This is a genomic window from Sedimentimonas flavescens, from assembly GCF_025154035.1.
Taxonomy (GTDB): domain Bacteria; phylum Pseudomonadota; class Alphaproteobacteria; order Rhodobacterales; family Rhodobacteraceae; genus Rhodobacter; species Rhodobacter flavescens.
In genome coordinates this window covers 15,209-34,426 of sequence record NZ_JAOALJ010000005.1, presented here as the reverse complement: position 1 = coordinate 34,426, position 19,218 = coordinate 15,209, and the positions used below count along the sequence as shown (strand labels likewise).

The following is a 19,218-nucleotide window of genomic DNA, read 5'->3' as shown; positions in this document are numbered from 1 at the left end:
AGATTTGGCTGGAGAACCGCGCGCTTTACGGCGATCTTGCGGACGAGACGTGCTTTGCGGAGGCCTTTGGCAAGTGGCCGCGCTGAGCGCCTGTCTGAAAGGGTAAGTCGATGATCCTGTGCTGTGGTGAGGCCCTGATTGACATGATCCCGGCTCGCACCGCCGAGCGCGGCGGCGCCTTTGCGCCCCATTCGGGCGGCGCGGTGTTCAATACCGCCATCGCGCTTGGCCGCCTTGGCGCCGACGTCGGCATGCTGACGGGCCTCTCGACCGATCTTTTCGGCGCGCAACTGGCCTCCGCGCTGGCGGCAAGCGGGGTGGATGCCTCGCAGGTGATCTACTCGGACCGGCTGACGACGCTGGCCTTCGTGCAACTGCGCGAGGGCCATGCAAGCTACACCTTCTACGACGAGAACTCGGCCGGGCGGATGATCGCGCCCGAGGACCTGCCAAGCCTGCCGGACAGGGTGGACGCGCTTTTCTTCGGTGGTATCAGCCTAGCCTGCGAGCCGGGGGCCGAGGCCTATGCGGCCTTGCTCGAACGCGAGGGCGCAACCCGCGCGGTGATGATCGACCCCAACATCCGCCCCGGTTTCATTCGCGATGAGGGGGCGTTCCGTGCGCGGCTCGACCGGATGTTTGCAAGGGCTGACATCGTGAAGGTCTCGGACGAGGATCTGCACTGGCTGATCCCCGGCCCCGCAGGGCTGGCCGAGAAGGCCGTGTTGTTGCAGGCGCGTGGGCCCGCGCTGGTAATCGTGACGCGCGGGGGCGAAGGGGCTACGGCCTGGACGGCGGACGGGACCGAGGTCAGCATCGCGGCGAACAAGGTCGCCGTCGTCGATACGGTCGGCGCGGGCGATACGTTCAACGCCGGTGTGCTCGACCGGTTGGCCAGTTTCGGCCTGCTGAGCAAGGCGAGCGTGCGCGGCATCGGCCCCGAGGCCCTGCGCGCCGCGCTGGCCTTTGGTGCGCGCGTGGCGGGGATCACCGTCAGCCGCGCGGGCGCGAACCCGCCCTGGCGCGAGGAACTTTAGTAACCCCGGTCGCGATCGACGCGGTTGAGGAAGGGCTCGCCTGCCTCGCCGCGCCGGATATTCTCGACAATGACCCGCGCGGCCGAAGAGGGCCGCGTTTCAGCGGCGATGTGGGGGGTGACGGTGACGTGCGGATGCGCCCAATAGGGGTGCTCGGGCGGCAGGGGCTCAATGCGGAACACGTCCAGCGTCGCTTGCCCGATCTGCCCGGAGTCGAGCGCCGCCAAAAGCGCGTCATCGTCGATCACGTTACCACGGCCCGGGTTCAGGATCACCGCGCCGCGCGGCATTTGCGCCAGCGTCTCGGTGTTCAGAAGGTTTGTCGTCTCGGGCGTGTTGGGCAGGATCGTGACAAGGATTTCGGCGCGGGCAAGCGCCGTGCGCAGGCCGCCCGTGCCTGACAGGCAGTCGACGCCAGTGATCTCTTTCGGTGTCCGGCTCCAGCCGCTGACCCGAAAGCCAAGGCTTGCCAGCGTGCGCGCGCAGGCCGCGCCAAGCGCCCCAAGCCCCAGGATCACGACGGAACGTTCGGGCGCGAGCGGCGGGGCGATCTGCTCCCACTTTCCGCTTTGGTCGAGGATGTGCTTGTCCATCCCGAGATGGGCGCGCAGCACATGGCCAGTGACCCATTCGATCATGCCGCGCTCCAGCCCCTCATCGACCATGCGGCAAAGCGGTTGGGTCAGGGTGGCGTTGCCGACAACGCGCTCGACCCCGGCCCAGAGGCTCAGGACCGCCTTGGCGCGGATGAAGGGCGTGAAATCCTGCACCGGGCCGGTCGGCGCATAGACGATGTAATCCACGGCCTCGGGCGCGACCTCGCCGGGTAGCGCAAGGCGCGCGGCAATGCCCGCCTCGGCCAGCGCGGTGCTGAGGGCGGGTTGATAGACGGGCCACATCTTGGCCGCGCCATCGTAAAGGATCGTCAGCATCTTACCTCGGGCGATGGATATGCGCGCTCTGCACCAGCCCGAAGGCGGCCAGAAGGATCATCATCGCCGTCCCGCCGTAGGACACAAGGGGTAATGGTACGCCCACCACCGGCAAGAGCCCCATCACCATGCCCATGTTGATCGCGAAGAAGAAAAAGAACGTCCCCGCGATGCCCAATGTCAGCAGGCTTGAGAATCGATCCTTGTTGATCAGCGCGGCATAGATACAAAAAGCGATGATCCCGGCGTAGAGCATCAGGAGCGAGAAGGCTCCGGCAAAGCCGAACTCCTCCGCGAGTGTGGTAAAGATGAAATCGGTGTGCTTCTCGGGCAGGAAGTTGAGCCGCGACTGGGTGCCCTGCATGAAGCCGCGCCCCGACCAGCCGCCCGAGCCAAGCGCGATCTGCGCCTGCGTGATGTTGTAGCCGGCGCCAAGCGGGTCGGCCGAGGGGTCGAGGAAGGTGTCGATCCGCTTGAACTGGTAGTCGTGCAGCAACTGCCAATCGGTCCCGCGGCTTTCCAGAACGCCGAAAACCAGCGCCACGACCAGCGCGATGACGGTGCCGAAATACCAGAGGCTGACCCCGGCGGCGAACATGACAAAACCGCCGCCCAGAACCAGCATCACCGCCGTGCCGAGGTCGGGTTGGGTCAGCACAAGAAATGTCGGCACGAGGATGATCGCCACCGGGATCAGCACCCAAAGCGGGCGCGAGACCTTCTTGACGCCGAGCCAGTCGTAATAGGCCGCCAGGAACATCACGAGGGCGATCTTCATCAACTCGGAAGGTTGCAGGCGGATCGGGCCAAGCACGAGCCAGCGCTGCGCCCCCATGCCGATGTCGCCGAAGAACTCGACCGCCACCAGCAAAAGCAGCGCGAACAGATAGGCCAGCGCCGAGATGTTGCGCCAGAACCAGATCGGGGTGAAGCCCACGATCAGCATCGCGATCATGCCGACGGCAAAGCGTTTCATCTGCGGCTCGGCCCAGGTCGCGGCATCTCCGCCCGCGACCGAGTAGAGCATCAGGAACCCGAAGCTCGCCACCGCTGACAGCAGGATGATGAGCGGCCAGTTCAGGTAAAGCACCTTGCGCAGGCCGGTCGGTACCGTCTTGAGATTGCTTTCGAGATAGCTCATCCCATTCCCCCTCAGGCCCGGCTCTTGCCGCTCGTGGTGACCGTCTCGGGGTCGATAAGCTGCATTTCGTCCAGCCGGGTCTTGATCGTGCCGCGCTGCTCGGTCGGGTAGGCAGCCAGCGGGGGCAGCCCGTTGTTCAGGGCAAACAGCATGATGTCGCGCGCGATCGGCGCGGCCGCAGCCGAGCCGCCGCCGCCATGTTCAACGATCAGCGCGACCGCGTACTTTGGGTTGTCCGCCGGCGCATAGCAGACAAACAGCGCGTGGTCGCGCTGCTCCCACGGGACTTCCTTGTTATCGACCACGGCAGAGCGCACCTGGCTGGTGCCGGTCTTGCCGGCCATTCTCCACTCGGCCGCGACGATGCGCGATCCGCGCGCCGTGCCGCGCGAGCCGTTGATCACCGCGTCCATCCCGCGCCGCACCTGCTCGAGCCAGCCCGGTTGCAGATCCAGCGGCGGAGCCTCGGCCAGCGGCTCCTCAACTCCGTCGCGCGACAGGATCAGGCGCGGCTTGATCGCGCGCCCGGTCGCGATGCGCGAGGTCATCACCGCCAGTTGTAGCGGCGAGGCCAGCACATAGCCCTGCCCGATGGATGAGTTGATCGTGTCGCCGATCCGCCATTCCTTGCCGTAGCGCTCCTGCTTCCAGGCCTTGGTGGGGGCGATCCCTTCGGCCACCGCCGACATCGGCAGATCGTGGCGTGTGCCAAGGCCGAGTTTGCGCGCCATCTCGGCGATCTTGTCGATGCCGATCTTCTGCGCGACCTCGTAGTAGAAGACGTCGCAGGATTGCTCGAGGCTTTGCACCACATTCACGCGGCCATGGCCCACGCGCTTCCAGCAGTGAAAGCGCCGCCCGCCCATCTCGATATGGCCGGGGCAATAGACGGTCTCCTCGGGGCCGATGACGCCGCCTTCAAGTGCCGCGAGCACGGTCACCATCTTGAAGGTTGAGCCGGGCGGGTAGAGGCCCTGCACCGTCTTGTCCGCAAGCGGTCGGTGATCGTCGCTGGTCAGCGTGCGGTAATCCGCAGACGAGATCCCGCGCACGAAGAGATTGGGGTCGAAGGACGGCGCCGAGGTGATCGCCAGGATATCGCCATTGGTCACATCCATCACCACGGCGGCAGCGGACTCCTCGCCAAGCCGCTGGTGTGCGAAGTTTTGCAGCCGGTAATCGAGCGTCAGTTGCAGGTTCACGCCGGGGTCGCCCTCGCGGCGGTCCAGCTCGCGCATCTCGCGGCCAGCGCTGTTCACCTCAACCCGGCGCTGGCCCGCATGGCCGCGCAGATCGTCCTCAAGCTTGGCCTCGACGCCCAGCTTGCCAAGCTGGAACTTGGGGATACGCAAGAGCGGGTCCGGATCGGCGATCTGGCTGAGATCGTAATCCGAGACCGGGCCGACATAGCCGATGACATGGGCAAAATCGCCCCGCTGCGGATAAAGCCGCGACAGGCCCACATCCGGCGTCACGCCGGGCAGGGCAGGGGCATTGACTGCCACGCGCGAGAACTCCTCCCAGCTCAGCCGGTCGGCGACGGTGACGGGCGCGTGCGGCGGGCGGCGCTTGATCTCGGCCAGAACCTCGGCAGCCTCTTCGTCGGTGATCGCGATCAGGCGGCGCAGATCGGCCAGAAGCTGCTCGACATCGCCCGCATCCTCGCGGGTGATCGTCACGCGGTAGTTCTGCTCGTTCCCCGCGATGATCGTGCCGTTGCGGTCATGGATCAGGCCGCGGGCGGGCGGGATCAGGCGGATCTTGACCGAGTTGCCCTCGGCCAGCAGGCGGTATTCGTCGGCCTGCTCGAGCTGCATCTTGCGCATCCTGAGCCCGAGCGTGGCGACGATCGCCGCCTGCGCCGCGCCCAGCATCAACCCGCGACGCGTGATCGTCGAGCGGCTTTCCTGCGTCTGTTTTTCCGAGCGTCTCATGCCTGCGCCCTCACAGCCGATGCCCGAGCGGGTCGATCTCGCCCGGTGCGGCGCGTCGCAACCCGAAGGCAAGCCGCGACAGGGCGACGACGAAAGGATAGGCGATCAGGGTCATCACCAGCCGCAGCAGTTCAAGGCCAAGGGCAGGCTGATCGACCATGGCAAGGCCCAGGATCATGCGGTTCAAAAGCAGCATTGCCACCATCACGCCCGCCACCAGCGCCATTTCCAGCAGGAAGGGCAGGTCGCGGGTGGCGCCTTCGCGGGCGCGCAGGAATTCGGTCCCGACAAGGACGATCAGCGCCCAGAGGCCCACGGGGCGCCAGAACATCAGGTCTTCGAGCAGGAAGGCCCCGGCGATCAGCAGTGCGGGCACGTAATCGGGACGGCGCAGCACCCAGGCCAGCGTCAGCGCGAGCGTCAGGTCGGGGCCGGGGATGCCAGTGGCCATCGGGTTGACCGGCAGCAGACGCAGGAACAGGATCGCCGCCACCAGCCCGACATAGAGCGCGCGATGCAAGATCCGGCGTCTGGTCAGCGGATCAACCATTGCCGCCCTCCGACATCTCGATCGTCGCAGGCGGTGGCGGGATCAGGGGGCCCGCGTCCTGCAACTGCTCGGCCGGGTGCGAGCGCAGCACGCGCAGGAAATCGAGCCGCTCGTAATCGGCCGAAAGGCGCACGCGCAGGCGCCGGTCCTGGCCCTGCATCACCTGGCCGACCAGAAGGCCCGCCGGAAAAACGCCGCCATCGCCTGACGAGATCACCCGGTCGCCGGGACGGATCTGGTCAGGGTTTTCAAGGAAATCGAGGGGCGGGAAGGGCGAGTTGTCACCCGTCAGGATCGAACGCTGCCCCGAGGGCTGGATCGTGACCGGGATGCGCGATGAGGAATCGGTCAGCAGCACCACGCGGCTTGTCGTGCGCCCGACGCCCGAGATGCGGCCGACCAGCCCCAACCCGTCCATCGTCGCCCAGCCATCCACGATCCCGTCGCGCGAGCCCACATTGAGCAGGACCGACTGCCGGAACGGGCTGCCCGAATCCGCAAGCACCACACCCGAAACCGAGGTCAGCTTGGGATCAAGCCGCACCTGGTTCTGCGCCAAGAGCTTTGCGTTTTGTTGCTCCAGCTGAACGGCGGCCTCTTTCCAGGATTTCATCTGCTGCAACTCGCGGCGCAGCTCCTGGTTCTGCTCGTAGATGCGCGCGTAGGAGCGGAAGCCTTCGACCATGCCGAGCACATTCGTCACCGGCACCATGGCCCAGTCGAAGGTCGGAACGAAACGGTCAATGAAACTGGCGCGGAAGCGTTCAACCCGCGGGCTGTCGATGCGCCAGACAAGGAAGGTTGCGGCCAGCACGAGGATCAGCGCCGCAATGCCGATGCGGCGCAGGGGGCCTGCGTAATCCTGATCGTCCCGATTGCGTGCCAATCGCGCCTCCGCCTAGGGGGGCGTGCCCCCCGTCCGCTGACGGTGTCAGCTGTCGTAGTCGATCACATGCCGAAGTTGCTTTTCGTATTCCAGTGCCTTCCCGGTGCCGAGCGCAACACAATTCAGCGATTGGTCGGCGATCGAGATCGACAGGCCGGTCTGCTCGCGCAGGCTCAGGTCCAACTCGCCCAGAAGCGCGCCGCCACCGGTCAGCATCACGCCGCGATCCACGATGTCGGCCGCCAGATCCGGCGGGGTGGTCTCAAGCGCCTGCATCACCGCGTCGCAGATCTGCTGAACCGGCTCCGAGAGGGCCTCGGCGACCTGCGCCTGGGTGATTTCGACTTCCTTCGGCACACCGTTGAGAAGATCGCGCCCGCGCACCATCAGGCTGGCGCCGCGGCCGTCATCGGGCATCCGCGCGGTGCCGATGGTGGTCCTGATCCGCTCGGCGGTGGATTCGCCAACCAGAAGGTTCTGGTTGCGGCGCAGGTAGGAAATGATCGCCTCGTCCATGCGGTCGCCGCCAACGCGGACCGAGCGCGCGTAGACGATGTCACCCAGCGAAAGCACCGCAACTTCGGTGGTGCCACCGCCGATATCGACAACCATCGAACCGGTGGGATCGGTGATCGGCATGCCCGCGCCGATAGCCGCAGCGATCGGTTCCGCGATCAGACCGGCGCGGCGGGCGCCTGCCGAGAGGACCGACTGACGGATCGCGCGCTTTTCAACCGGGGTCGCGCCATGCGGCACGCAGACAATGACCTTGGGTTTCGAGAGGGTCGAGCGCTTGTGGACCTTGCGGATGAAGTGCTTGATCATCTCTTCGGCGCTGTCGAAGTCGGCGATGACCCCGTCGCGCATCGGGCGGATCGCCTCGATCGAGCCGGGGGTGCGCCCGAGCATCAGCTTGGCGTCCTCGCCCACGGCCAGAACCTGCTTCTTGCCGTCCTTGACGTGGTAGGCCACCACCGAGGGCTCGTTGAGGATGATCCCCTTGCCCTTCACGTAGACCAGCGTGTTCGCCGTCCCGAGGTCGATTGCCATGTCAGAGGAGAAGATCCCGCCCAGACCCATCATTTTACCCATCCCAATAGAATCATGCCCCGACTCGTGTCCGAGCGGGTTTCAGTCCGTATAGGCAAAGCGCCGCAAATGCGGAAGCCGAATCCCTGTCGCACCGGGGCAGGCACGCGGCATTCCGCGTATCGATTGAGCAAGGTTTTCGGTTTTGCAACTTTTTGGGGGCTTTGGGTGCCTTCATGGTCTCAAGAGTTGATAATTTCCAACATCTCACGAAACCGTGCGCCAGATGGCCGATTTCAGGGTGGCGCTACGGAAGTTTTCATTTTCGAACCAACGCGCGCGCAGGAAAAAGGCGCCGCGCAGGGATCTGCACGGCGCCCGAGGGTCGAAAATTCGCTCAGAGTTTGTAGCTGATCGATTTCACGTCGGCATCCGGCGCGGTCTTCTGGCTGCGCACGCGCAGGCGGTTCAGCGCGCCGACATAGGCCTTGACCGAGGCCAGGATCGTGTCGGTATCTGCGGCCGAGCCGGTCACGATGCGACCGTCCTCTTCCATGCGAACCGAGACGGTGGCCTGCGCGTCGGTGCCCTCGGTCACGGCATGGACCTGATAGAGCTTGAGCCGTGCGGTCGTCGGATAGATCGCCTTGACGCAGTTGAACACCGCATCGACGGGGCCGTCGCCTTCGCACTTGGCCGATTTCTCGACGTTGTCGACCAGCATCTTCAACTCGGCTTCCTGCCCGTCCGAACCGCAGACCACACGCAGCCACTTGACCTGCAGATAGTCGGTGTCGGTATTGGCCGCCGAGTCCGACATCAGCGCAATCAGGTCATCGTCGTAGATTTCCTTCTTGCGGTCGGCCAGAGCCTTGAAGCGCACGAACACATCGTTGAGCTGGTTATCGGCCAGCTCGAAGCCCAGGTCCTGCAGCTTGGAGCGCAGCGCCGCGCGGCCCGAGTGCTTGCCCATGGCGATGTTCGTCTCGGTGATGCCGATGTCGGCGGGCTTCATGATCTCGAAGGTCTCGACGTTCTTCAGCACGCCGTCCTGGTGAATGCCCGATTCATGCAAGAAGGCGTTCTTGCCGACGATGGCCTTGTTGAACTGCACCGGGAAGCCCGAGACCTGGCTGACGCGGCGCGAGATGCCCATGATCTTGGTGGTGTCGATCCGGGTGGTGAAGGGCATCAGATCCTTGCGCACCTTGATCGCCATCACGACCTCTTCGAGGGCCGTGTTGCCTGCGCGCTCGCCCAGGCCGTTGATCGTGCATTCGATCTGGCGTGCCCCGGCCGAAACCGCCGCCAGTGCGTTCGCCGTCGCCATGCCAAGGTCGTTGTGACAGTGGGTGGCGAAGATCACCTGATCGGCGCCCGGCACCTTTTCCAGCAGCATCGCGATGATGTCGGCCGATTCCTGCGGCAGGGTGTAGCCCACAGTGTCGGGGATGTTGATCGTGGTCGCACCGGCCTTGATCGCGGTTTCCACCACGCGGCAGAGGTAGTCACGCTCGGTCCGGATGGCGTCCATCGCCGACCACTGCACATCCTCGCACAGGTTGCGGGCATGGGTGACGGTTTCGTGGATGCGGGCGATCATCTCGTCTTGATCGAGGTTGGTGATGCCCCGGTGCAGCGGCGAGGTGCCGATGAAGGTATGGATGCGCGGCCGCTTGGCGTGGCGCACGGCCTCCCAGCAACGGTCGATATCCTTGTAGTTCGCGCGGCTCAGGCCGCAGATCACCGAGTTCCTGGCGTTCTTCGCGATGTCCGAGACCGCTTCGAAGTCACCCTCGGAGGCGATCGGGAAGCCCGCTTCGATGACATCGACGCCCATGTCGTCGAGCAGCTGCGCAATTTCCAGCTTCTCGTCATGGGTCATGGTCGCGCCGGGCGATTGTTCGCCGTCGCGCAGGGTGGTGTCGAAAATCAGAACTCGGGAATTATCAGTCATATTCTGGGCCATGGGATTGTCTCTTCGTCATTTTCCTTAGCGTCATGGGATCCCGAAGGCCAGCACTCGCTTGGGCTTCGGGAACTTCGGGCGCTGGATACCCCTGAGCGGTCGCGCCCGAGGGCACGCTCAGAGGCTGCTAAGAAGAAGGAGACCACGGACGGACAGGCCGGGGGCGAAGGCCCCGGTACGGTCGGTCGAAATGTTCATCATCCGTGTCATGGGGTGGGACTATAGGGCGTCGAGCGCGATTGAAAAGCGAAAAATGCGGCCCGCTCGGCGCCGGCGGTCTGTCGCGGCATGATCCGCGACAGAGGCAATGCGTGAGGCTCAGTTCCCGGCGGGGGCGGGGGCTGCTTCGACCGGGGCCTGCTCGGCTTCGGTCGGGGCGGGGGCTTCCTCGGTCAGCACGTTCTCGTTCCAGGTGCCCGAGGCAACCTCGCCCGAGGCATAGCGCATCACGCCCTTGCCCTGTCGCTTGCCCATGACGAAGGTGCCCTCGTAGACGTCGCCATTGGCGTAGGTGGCCACGCCCTCGCCGTCGATCTCGCCGTTGCGCCAGCCGCCCTCATAGGTGAAGCCGCCGGGCATGGTGATCTTGCCCTGGCCCGAGCGTTGGCCCGCGTCGAAATTGCCCTCGTAGACCGTGCCGTCCGAATAGGTCGCGCGGCCCTGCCCATGGCGCTGGCCGTCGGCCCACTGGCCCTCATAGATGTAGCCGTCGGGGTAGGTCATCTTGCCCATGCCGTGGTTGCGCGCGGCGAGGAACTGGCCCTCGTAGACCAGCCCGTTGGCATAGCGCGCAACGCCGGTGCCTTCGATCACGCCCGCCTGCCAGTCGCCCTCATAGGTCGAGCCGTCGGGGTAGGTGATCAGCCCCTTGCCCTGCGGCAGGTCGTTGAGGAACTGCCCGGCATAGACCGAGCCATCGGGGTAGGTCACGGTGCCGGAGCCCTCGATCCGACCCTCAAACCAGTCGCCATCGTAGATATAGCCGTCGGTGCCGCGGAACACGCCCTTGCCCTGGCGGCGGTCGGCGACAAATCCGCCCTCGTAGACATCGCCATTCGCATAGGTGACCTTGCCCGGTCCCTCGCGCTTGCCCGCGGCCATGGCGCCTTCGAAGACATCGCCATTGCTCTGCACAAGGCGGCCAGCGCCGTCCATTTGGCCCTCTTTCCAGCCGCCCTCGTAGGTCAGCCCGTCGGCCATGGTCAGCTTGCCTTGCCCGGCGCGCAGCCCGGCCAGCATGGCGCCCTCGTAAACCGCGCCATCGGGGTAGCTGATCTTGCCCGTGCCTTGCTTGACGCCCGCGACCCAGTCGCCCTCGTAGCGGTAGCCATCGGGGCCGGTAAGCACGCCCTTGCCGTCATGCAACGCGTTCTTGAAGCTGCCGGTGTAGGTGGTGCCGTTCGAATAGGTCGCAACACCCTCTCCGGTGATCTGGCCCGCGACCCAGTCGCCTTCATAGGTGCCGCCATCAGCGAAGGTGATCTTGCCCTTGCCGTTCGGCTCGCCCTTGGTGAACTGACCCTCGTAGACCGAGCCGTTGGGGAATTTCGCGCGGCCCTGGCCCAGGATCTCACCCATGACCCAGTCGCCTTCGTATTCATAGCCCGAGGGCAGGCGGTAGCTGCCGGTGCCGTGCTGCTTGCCGTCCTTGAAGGTGCCCTCATAGACGCCGCCGTCGTCATATTGCTTGGTGATGACGTCCTGCGCCGCCACGCTCAGCGGTAGCGATGCCGCAAGGCCCGAGAGTGCCAGTGCCAGACCATATGCCCGGAAGTGACCGACTCTGCTGCCGTTGCCTGCCATGCGTGCCCCCTATCAATCTTGGCCCCTGGCCTGCTCTGCCCGGGCGTGCACAGCCTAAAGGCAGCTTCGGGCCGAGACAAGCGCTCCGCAGGGCCTCGCGGGTGCCAAGCCTTGCCGAACGGGGCAAAATTGACGCAGCCTGCCTTTCAACCGCTCGGCCTTGGCGCTAAACCAAGCCAGACGTGTAAGAGGAGCCGCCGATGGCCGAGACATTTCGCCTGACCCTTGCCCAGTTGAACGCCACCGTGGGCGCGTTTGGGGCCAATGCCGACAAGGCGCTGGCCGCCTGGCAAGAGGGCAAGCGCGCCGGGGCGCAGATGGTGGCCCTGCCCGAGATGTTCCTGACCGGCTACCAGACGCAGGATCTGGTGCTCAAACCCGCCTTCGTGCGCGACGCGATGGCGGCGATGGAGGCTCTGGCAGCGAAGATCACCGATGGTCCCGCGCTTGGGATCGGCGGGCCGTACTGGGACGAGAGCGGGCAATACAACGCTTACTGGATTTTGCAGGAGGGCAAGGTGGTGGCCCGGCTGCTCAAGCATCACCTGCCATATGAGGACGTCTTCGACGAGATGCGCCTGTTCGATTCGGGGCCGATCTCGGGGCCTTACCGGATCGGGCCGCTGCGCGTCGGCACGCCGGTGTGCGAGGATGCCTGGCATCCCGATGTGGCCGAGACGCTGGCCGAGACCGGAGCCGAGATCCTGTTGGTGCCGAACGGCTCACCCTACCGCCGCCGCAAGCTTGATCTGCGGATGAATGTCACCGTGGCGCGGGTGGTCGAGACGGGGCTGCCGCTGGTTTACCTCAACATGGTCGGCGGGCAGGATGACCAGCTTTTCGACGGCTCCAGCTTCGTTCTGAACCCGCATGGCGAGATGGCGGTGCATTTTGCTCCCTTCGACGAGGTCATCGACCATGTCGATTTTGAGCGCGGCCCCGAGGGCTGGCGCGCGCTGCCCGGCCGCAAGGACGCGCAACCCGACGATTGGGAGCAGGACTACCGCGCCATGGTCATGGGGCTGCATGACTACCTGGCAAAGTCGGGCTTCAAGAAGGTCGTACTGGGCCTGTCGGGCGGGATCGACTCGGCGCTGGTGGCGACGATCGCGGCCGATGCGATGGGGCCTGAGAATGTGCATTGCGTCATGCTGCCCTCGCGCTTTACCTCGCGGGGTTCGCTCGATGATGCGGCGGATGCTGCGCGGCGGTTGGGCTGTCGGCTCGATACCGTGTCGATCGAGGAAAGCCGCCACGCGGTGGAGGGGGCGCTTGCGCATCTGATGGAGGGCACCAAGCCTGACGTCACCGAGGAAAACATCCAGTCGCGTCTGCGCGGCGTGATGCTGATGGCGATCTCGAACAAGTTCGGTGCGATGCTGCTGACCACGGGCAACAAATCCGAGGTCGCGGTGGGTTACTGCACCATCTATGGCGACATGGCGGGCGGCTATAACCCGCTGAAAGACCTTTATAAAACCCGCGTGTTTGAGACCTGCCGCTGGCGCAACGCCAATCACCGCCCCTGGATGAAGGGCCCGGAGGGCGAGGTCGTGCCGCTGCAGATCATCACCAAGCCGCCCTCGGCCGAGCTGCGCGAGAACCAGAAGGACCAGGACAGCCTGCCGCCCTACGAGGTGCTCGACGCGATCCTTGAGCGGCTGGTGGAAGAGGATCAGTCGGTCGAGGAGATCGTTGCCGCGGGCTTCGACCGCGCCACGGTCAAGCGCATCGAGCATCTGCTCTATATCTCGGAATGGAAGCGCTTCCAGTCGGCGCCGGGGCCGCGCCTGACGACGCGGGCCTTCTGGCTGGATCGCCGCTACCCGATGGTCAACCGCTGGCGCGACCCGAGCTGACTGCTCAGAGCGCCGAGACGGGGCTGGCGGGCAGCAGGCGCCGGACCTCACGCATTTCGCACAGGTCGGTGGCGGGGGTCATCACCGCCGCCGAGGCCGCCGCCGCGCCCCAACGCAGCGCCTCGGGCAGGGTCAGACCGCGCGCCATCGCAAGGGTGAAGGCGCCAACGAAACTGTCGCCTGCGCCGACCTTGGAGACGACCGGCACGGGCGCGGCCTCGGCCACCCACCGCTCGGTTGCGGTGGCCAGCACGTTGCCATCACCGCCACGCGCCACGATCACCGCCTTGGCGATTCCGCGCAGCACGAGGCTTTGCGCGAAATCGGCGCTGTCGGTGCGGTTGGGCAGCGGGCGGCGGGCCAGTTCCTCGGCCTCGATATCGTCCATCCGAAGCACGTCGGCGGGCTTGGCCCCCGCATAGAGCAGATTGTGCAGCGCGCGCCCCGAGGTATCGAGGAAGAAGCGCGCCTTGGTCCGGGCGATCCGCGACGAGAGCCGCGCGGGGAAGTCGTCGGGCACGCCCGGCGGCTGGCTACCCGAAAGCACGACGATCCCGTTTTCCGGCGCCGCCCGTGCGATCCGGTCAAGCGCCTTCTTCACATCGCCCGAACCCCAGGTCGGACCCGGCATGACAAAGCGATATTGCTCGCCCGTCGAGGCGTCGGTGACGGTCAGGCTTTGGCGCGTCTCGGCCGGGGCGCGAAAGGGATAGAGGCCGATCCCTTGCTCGGCCAGCAGGTGCATGACCTTGTCGCCGGTGGGGCCGCCAAGCGCCACGAAGGCGGTGGAGTGGCCGCCCAGAACGGTGATCGCGCGGCTGACGTTGATGCCGCCGCCGCCCGGGTCTTCGTCGGGTCGCGAACAGCGCAGCTTGCGGTCTGGCTCGACATGCTCGGCGGTGATCGACAGATCAACCGTGGGATTGAGGGTGATGGTCAGGATCGAGGTCATGGGCGCCCCTGCACGGGTAGGTTTAGCGCAATCATGACAGGTTGGGCGCGGCGATCCAAGGGGATCGCCGCAGCGCAGAAGGTTTAAAGATCGAGCTGGTAGCTGGCGGGCACGAAGCGGAAACCGTCGTCCTTGGTCTCAAGGTACCCCACGCCCGGGAAGGGCATGTGGTAGCCCACGAAGGGCACCTTGTCGCCCGCGATGCGCCCCAGAAGGCTGCGCCGGGTCGCGGCGGCGGCGGCCTTGTCGGCGTCATAGCGCACTTCCCAGTCGGGCTTTTGCAGCGACCAGACGTGATGGTTGGCGGTGTCGGCGGTCAGCACAAGTTCGCGCCCCTCGCTTTGCAGCCAATAGGCCATGTGGCCGGGCGTATGCCCTGCGGCAAGAACCGAGGTGACGCCGGTCGCGACATCCTCTCCATCGCCGAGGAAGCGCATCTTTTCAGCCAGCGGGCGCACCTTGGCCTCGAAGCCCTCGTTCCCGGTGGCGGCCCAGTGGTCGAACTCGGCCTGGCCGGTGACATAGGTGGCATTGGCGAAGGTCGCGCCAGCATCGTCCGACAGGCCGCCGATATGGTCGGGGTGCATATGGGTCAACACGACCGTGGTGATCGAGCCCGCGTCATGCCCGGCCGCGCCAAGCGCCGCACGGATGCCATCGGCCGAAAGCCCGGTGTCGAAAAGGATCTTCTCGCCGCCGGTTTCAACCAGCGTCGGCGTGAAGAAACTGAACGATCTGTCGGCAGGGATGAAGGCCGCCTCCGAGAGCGCCGCGAACTCCTCGGGGCTGGCATTCATCCCGAAAACGCTTTGGGGTTCCTCCATCTTGCCGGTGGCCGCCAGAAGCGTAGTCACGGTGAAATTGCCAAGCATCATCCGCCGGTAAGGCGGGATGGCGGCGGGTGGGGCGGTCGTGCCCTGAGCCACTGCTGCGCGCCCGAGCAGGAGCGCAGGGGTTGCGAAAGCCAGACCGGCGGTGGCAAGGGCAGTGCGTCTGTTCAGTCGGATCGTCATGAAAAGGCCTCCCTGTTTGATGGGCAAAAGGGTAGCACCGCGCCCGCACGGGGCAAGGATTTCCTATTCCCACCAGCGGTCGATCGTGGCGATGTCATCGTCGGACCAGCCGAAATGATGCGCGAGTTCGTGGATGAAGACATGGGCGATCAACTCGTCGAGGGGCACGTCGCCGCGCGCGGCCCATTCATCGAGGATCGGGCGGCGGAACAGCCAGATCACATCCGGTCCGCCGGGGTCCACCACCGATTTCTCGGTCATCGGGATGCCCTCGTAAAGGCCGGTCAACTCGAACGCATCTTCGATTTCCATCTCGTCGAGCAGATCCTCGGGGGCGAAATCCTCGACGCGCAGCACCACCGTCGCAGCGGGGGTGCGGAACGCCTCGGGCAGGCTTGCGCGCGCCGCCTCGGCCAGCGCCTCGAATTCCGCAAGCGTGGGCGCAAGCCGCCCGTTCCAACCGTCCATATCCAACGCCCTCCAAAGCTGCCGGCCCCTGCTTGATATGGACAAAAGAGGCCCTTTGTGAAAGAGCAGGCGGAACAGGAGACCCTTCATGACCACCGTTACCCGCTTCGCCCCTTCGCCCACGGGCTATATCCACGTCGGCAACCTGCGCACCGCGCTGATGAACTACCTCATCGCCCGCAAGACCGGCGGCACCTTCATCCTGCGTATCGACGATACCGACCAGGAACGCTCGAAGCAGGAATATGTGGACGCGCTGAAGGCCGACCTCGAATGGCTTGGCATCCAGTGGGATCGCGAAGAGCGCCAGTCGCTGCGCCTTGACCGCTATGAGGCGGCGGCCGAAAGCCTGCGCCGGATGGGCAAACTGTACGAATGTTTCGAAAGCCCGACCGAGCTGGACCTCAAGCGCAAGAAGCTGCTGAACATGCATAAGCCGCCGGTCTATGACCGCGCTGCCCTTGCCCTGACCGAGGACCAGAAGGACCGCTACCGCGACGAGGGCCGCGAGGGCTACTGGCGCTTCATGCTCGACCAGGTGCGGACCGAATGGGAAGACGGCATCCTTGGGCCGATCTCGATCGACGCGGGCTCGGTGTCGGACCCGGTGCTGATCAAGGCGGGCGGGCAGGTGCTTTATACCTTCGCCTCGTCGGTCGATGACATCCAGATGGGCGTCACCCATATCGTGCGCGGCGCCGACCACGTCACCAATACCGCGACCCAGATCCAGATCATCGAGGCGCTTGGCGGCAAGGCACCGGCCTTCGCGCACCATTCGCTGCTGACCGGCGCGCAGGGCGAGGAGCTGTCGAAGCGCCTCGGCGCGCTGTCGATCCGCGATCTGCGGGCTTCGGGCATCGCCCCCGAGGCGCTTCTGAGCATGATGGCGCGTCTGGGGTCGAGCCAGCCGATTGAGCTGAAGATGAGCATCGACGAGATCGCCGATGGGTTCGATCTGAGCCAGTTCGGCGCAGCGCCGACCAAGTTCGACGCCAATGACCTGATCCCGCTGACCCGCGCGCGCAACCAGCAACTGCCCTATGACGCGGTCAAGGACGACATCGCGCGCCTCGGCATTCCGGCTGCGCAAGGCGAGGCCTTCTGGGCCGTGGCCTCGAAAAACATCGACAAGCTGTCGGATCTGGAGCACTGGGCCGATCTGTGCCTGAACGGCGCCGAGCCCGTGATCGAGCCCGAGGATGCCGAGTTCATCGCCGCGGCGCTCGCGCTGCTGCCCGCGCCGCCCTATAGTGCCGAAACTTGGGGCGAGTGGACCGCCGCCGTCAAGGAAGCGACGGGCCGCAAGGGCAAGGGGCTGTTCATGCCGCTGCGCAAGGCCCTGACCGGTCAGGCGCATGGGCCGGAGATGGCCGACCTGATGCCGCTGCTGCACAAGGTGCGCGCGAAAGGCTAAGGCCCGGAGAGTGATGTGATCGCAGGTCACGATGAAACGCCTTGGCCGATCTTTGTGATCTCGCTCGCGGCGGCGCAGGAGCGTCGCCGCGCGATCTCGGCGCAACTGCAAGCCCTTGGCCTTCCGTTCATCCTGTTCGATGCAATCGACGCGCGGCAGGGGGTTCCGCCGGAGTATGAGGCGCTGATCGACCGCGAAGGCACGCAGCGCAACCTCGGACGCCCCATGAGCCCGGGCGAGTATGGCTGTGCACTGTCGCATCTGCTGGTCTACCGTCGGATCTGCAACGAAGGCCTCCCCGGTGCGATCGTGCTGGAAGATGATGCGATCGTGGGACCTACGTTCAAGTCGTTCGTCGATCAGCAGGCCTACCGAAGCGCGCCATTCATCCAGTTGGATCATTTGCACGCGCGCGTTTGGGCGCATCGCCCGCCGGTCCATCGTTGCGACAGTTTCGTGATTCGTCAGCAGGTCGCGCCGAGTTGGCTGACTACGGGCTATTCGTTGCGGTGCGACGTGGCTCACCGGATTGCAGAAGACGGGTTGCCGGTGCGCAGAGTTGCCGACTGGCCCGAAGTCGTTCGGCAGATGATGGCCTGCTGCACCGTACCCCGTGTCGTTGATCATCCTCCGCTCCATCAAGACAGCTCGTTTCTCGAGGCGGAGCGCGCGCGCTTGCAGGCTGCTCGCGCGCAGGAACGCGCTGCGAACCCCGCAGCACCTCGCTGGCAGCGCTTTGGTCGACGGGACTATTGGCGGCGCAAACTGATCAAGATTACGTCTCGCCGGGTCTCCTGACGCATTTGCGACGGGCGTGTGTCGCATTCTTCCGAAAAGTGTCGATTCTGGATTTTGTGCTTGTCAGGCGCGCGGGCGCTCGGCTATCCGAGAAGGGTCAGGATCGGGAGAATCTGGTTCCGGACCAGTGCCGAAGGAGCAACCGCCCCGGTAAACTCTCAGGCAAAAGGACCGTTCTGACACAGGACTCTGGAGAGAGGCGCGCATGCGCCCGCCGAAGGGATAACGATCTCAGGCGCCCCGTTCGGGGTAGGGACAGAGGGGGCATCGAGCGGGCCGAAAGGTCATGGGATTCGGTGCCGGGCATCCGGCTGACAAGGGGGCGAGATGGCCGATGATGCGGTCCTCAAGCGGACGGGGCTATACGATCTGCATATTGAACTGGGCGCCAAGATGGTGCCTTTCGCGGGCTGGGAGATGCCCGTGCAATACCCGATGGGTGTGCTGAAGGAGCATCTGCACTGCCGCGCGCAGGCGGGGCTGTTTGACGTCAGCCACATGGGTCAGGTGATCCTGCCAGCCAGCGCGGCGAAGGCGCTTGAGGAACTGGTTCCGGTGGATGTGACCGGTCTGGGCGAGGGGCGTCAGCGCTATGCGATGTTCACCAATGCCGAGGGCGGTATCCTTGATGACCTGATGGTGGCCAACCGCGGCGATCATCTGTTCCTTGTCGTCAATGCCGCTTGCGCCGAGGCCGATATTCGCCACCTTGAAGATTACCTCGAAGGGGTCTGCGTGATCCGCAACCGCGCGCTTCTGGCCTTGCAGGGGCCTGCGGCGGAAACGGCGCTGGCGCGTCTGGTTCCGGCCGTTGCCGGGATGCGCTTCATGGATGTGCAGACCCATGGCTGGAACGGGGCCGAGCTGTGGATCTCGCGCTCGGGCTATACCGGTGAGGACGGCTATGAAATCTCGCTGCCCTCCGACCGGGCCGAGGAATTCGCCCGCGAATTGCTGGAGATGGACGAGGTTGCGGCCATCGGTCTTGGTGCGCGCGACAGCCTGCGGCTGGAGGCGGGGCTGTGCCTTTACGGCCATGACATCGACACTTCGACCACCCCGATCGAGGCGGGCCTGAACTGGGCCATCCAGAAGCGTCGGCGGGCCGAGGGCGGTTTCCACGGAGCCGAGCGCATCCTGCGCGAGCTGGCCGAAGGGCCTGCCCGCCTGCGCATGGGCCTGCGCCCCGAGGGCCGCGCGCCGATGCGCGAAGGCGTCGAGATCTATGCCGAGGCCGAGGGCGGCGCGCCCATCGGCCAGGTCACCTCGGGCGGCTTTGGCCCCTCGATCGAGGCACCGATGGCCATGGCCTACCTGCCTGCCGACCTTTCCGAGGGCACCACGGTTTACGGCGAGGTGCGCGGCAAGCGTCTGCCCGCGCGCATCGTGCCCATGCCCTTCCATCCCCATTCCTACAAACGCTGAGGAGC

The 19,218-nt window shown here is 65.5% G+C and carries 16 protein-coding genes and 1 riboswitch; of the genes, 5 read left to right on the top strand and 11 right to left on the bottom strand.

Going from position 1 to position 19,218, the window contains the following annotated elements; genetic code table 11:
• Window positions 1–110: 110 nt before the first annotated feature.
• The gene (locus N3C64_RS10205; RefSeq protein ID WP_260014248.1) at window positions 111–1,037 is read left to right on the top strand and encodes a carbohydrate kinase family protein; all 927 of its coding nucleotides are present in this window, start codon (window positions 111–113) and stop codon (window positions 1,035–1,037) included.
• On the opposite strand, the gene N3C64_RS10200 is transcribed toward N3C64_RS10205, so the two are convergent.
• The 8 genes from N3C64_RS10200 to N3C64_RS10165 form a co-directional block, all read right to left on the bottom strand.
• Window positions 1,034–1,969, bottom strand: a complete 936-nt coding sequence (locus tag N3C64_RS10200; RefSeq protein WP_260014247.1) for a 2-hydroxyacid dehydrogenase — start codon at window positions 1,967–1,969, stop codon at window positions 1,034–1,036. The two genes, N3C64_RS10205 and N3C64_RS10200, sit on opposite strands and share 4 nt — an antisense overlap.
• Before the next feature lies 1 nt (window position 1,970).
• A complete protein-coding gene (rodA, locus tag N3C64_RS10195) occupies window positions 1,971–3,110 on the bottom strand; it encodes a rod shape-determining protein RodA (protein ID WP_260014245.1) in 1,140 nt (379 codons plus the stop codon).
• Between the two features lie 11 nt (window positions 3,111–3,121).
• On the bottom strand, window positions 3,122–5,044 hold the full coding sequence (mrdA, locus tag N3C64_RS10190) for a penicillin-binding protein 2 (protein ID WP_260014244.1): 1,923 nt from the start codon (window positions 5,042–5,044) through the stop codon (window positions 3,122–3,124).
• 10 nt (window positions 5,045–5,054) lie between these two features.
• Complete coding sequence (locus N3C64_RS10185; RefSeq protein ID WP_218630807.1) at window positions 5,055–5,594, bottom strand: rod shape-determining protein MreD; 540 nt, start codon at window positions 5,592–5,594, stop codon at window positions 5,055–5,057.
• A complete protein-coding gene (gene mreC / locus N3C64_RS10180) occupies window positions 5,587–6,480 on the bottom strand; it encodes a rod shape-determining protein MreC (RefSeq protein ID WP_218630806.1) in 894 nt (297 codons plus the stop codon). The genes N3C64_RS10185 and mreC overlap by 8 nt, the downstream gene beginning before the upstream one ends.
• A 45-nt stretch (window positions 6,481–6,525) precedes the next feature.
• Window positions 6,526–7,563, bottom strand: coding sequence for a rod shape-determining protein (locus N3C64_RS10175; protein ID WP_260014562.1), 1,038 nt, complete (start codon window positions 7,561–7,563; stop codon window positions 6,526–6,528).
• Window positions 7,564–7,906: 343 nt separating this feature from the next.
• Window positions 7,907–9,466 (bottom strand): 2-isopropylmalate synthase, encoded by a 1,560-nt coding sequence (locus N3C64_RS10170; RefSeq protein WP_260014243.1) that lies wholly within the window; start codon window positions 9,464–9,466, stop codon window positions 7,907–7,909.
• Between the two features lie 330 nt (window positions 9,467–9,796).
• Entirely contained in the window at window positions 9,797–11,281 is a 1,485-nt protein-coding gene (locus tag N3C64_RS10165) for an MORN repeat-containing protein (protein ID WP_218630803.1), read from the bottom strand.
• Window positions 11,282–11,481: 200 nt separating this feature from the next.
• On the opposite strand from N3C64_RS10165, the gene N3C64_RS10160 reads away from it, so the two are divergent.
• Entirely contained in the window at window positions 11,482–13,140 is a 1,659-nt protein-coding gene (locus N3C64_RS10160; RefSeq protein ID WP_260014242.1) for an NAD+ synthase, read from the top strand.
• Between the two features lie 4 nt (window positions 13,141–13,144).
• On the opposite strand, the gene N3C64_RS10155 is transcribed toward N3C64_RS10160, so the two are convergent.
• From N3C64_RS10155 to N3C64_RS10145, 3 genes are all read right to left on the bottom strand, one after another.
• Window positions 13,145–14,092, bottom strand: coding sequence for a 1-phosphofructokinase family hexose kinase (locus N3C64_RS10155; protein WP_260014241.1), 948 nt, complete (start codon window positions 14,090–14,092; stop codon window positions 13,145–13,147).
• A gap of 83 nt (window positions 14,093–14,175) precedes the next feature.
• The gene (locus N3C64_RS10150) at window positions 14,176–15,105 is read right to left on the bottom strand and encodes an MBL fold metallo-hydrolase (RefSeq protein ID WP_260014240.1); all 930 of its coding nucleotides are present in this window, start codon (window positions 15,103–15,105) and stop codon (window positions 14,176–14,178) included.
• Window positions 15,106–15,168: 63 nt separating this feature from the next.
• Window positions 15,169–15,573, bottom strand: coding sequence for a metallopeptidase family protein (locus N3C64_RS10145; protein ID WP_260014239.1), 405 nt, complete (start codon window positions 15,571–15,573; stop codon window positions 15,169–15,171).
• Window positions 15,574–15,661: 88 nt separating this feature from the next.
• Between N3C64_RS10145 and gltX the strand changes: the two genes are divergently transcribed.
• From gltX to gcvT, 3 genes are all read left to right on the top strand, one after another.
• Entirely contained in the window at window positions 15,662–16,990 is a 1,329-nt protein-coding gene (gene gltX / locus N3C64_RS10140; RefSeq protein ID WP_260014237.1) for a glutamate--tRNA ligase, read from the top strand.
• A 15-nt stretch (window positions 16,991–17,005) separates the two neighbouring features.
• On the top strand, window positions 17,006–17,788 hold the full coding sequence (locus N3C64_RS10135) for a glycosyltransferase family 25 protein (RefSeq protein ID WP_260014236.1): 783 nt from the start codon (window positions 17,006–17,008) through the stop codon (window positions 17,786–17,788).
• 94 nt (window positions 17,789–17,882) lie between these two features.
• Window positions 17,883–17,972, top strand: a riboswitch (glycine riboswitch).
• Window positions 17,973–18,115: 143 nt separating this feature from the next.
• On the top strand, window positions 18,116–19,213 hold the full coding sequence (gcvT, locus tag N3C64_RS10130) for a glycine cleavage system aminomethyltransferase GcvT (protein ID WP_260014235.1): 1,098 nt from the start codon (window positions 18,116–18,118) through the stop codon (window positions 19,211–19,213).
• Window positions 19,214–19,218 lie beyond the last annotated feature (5 nt).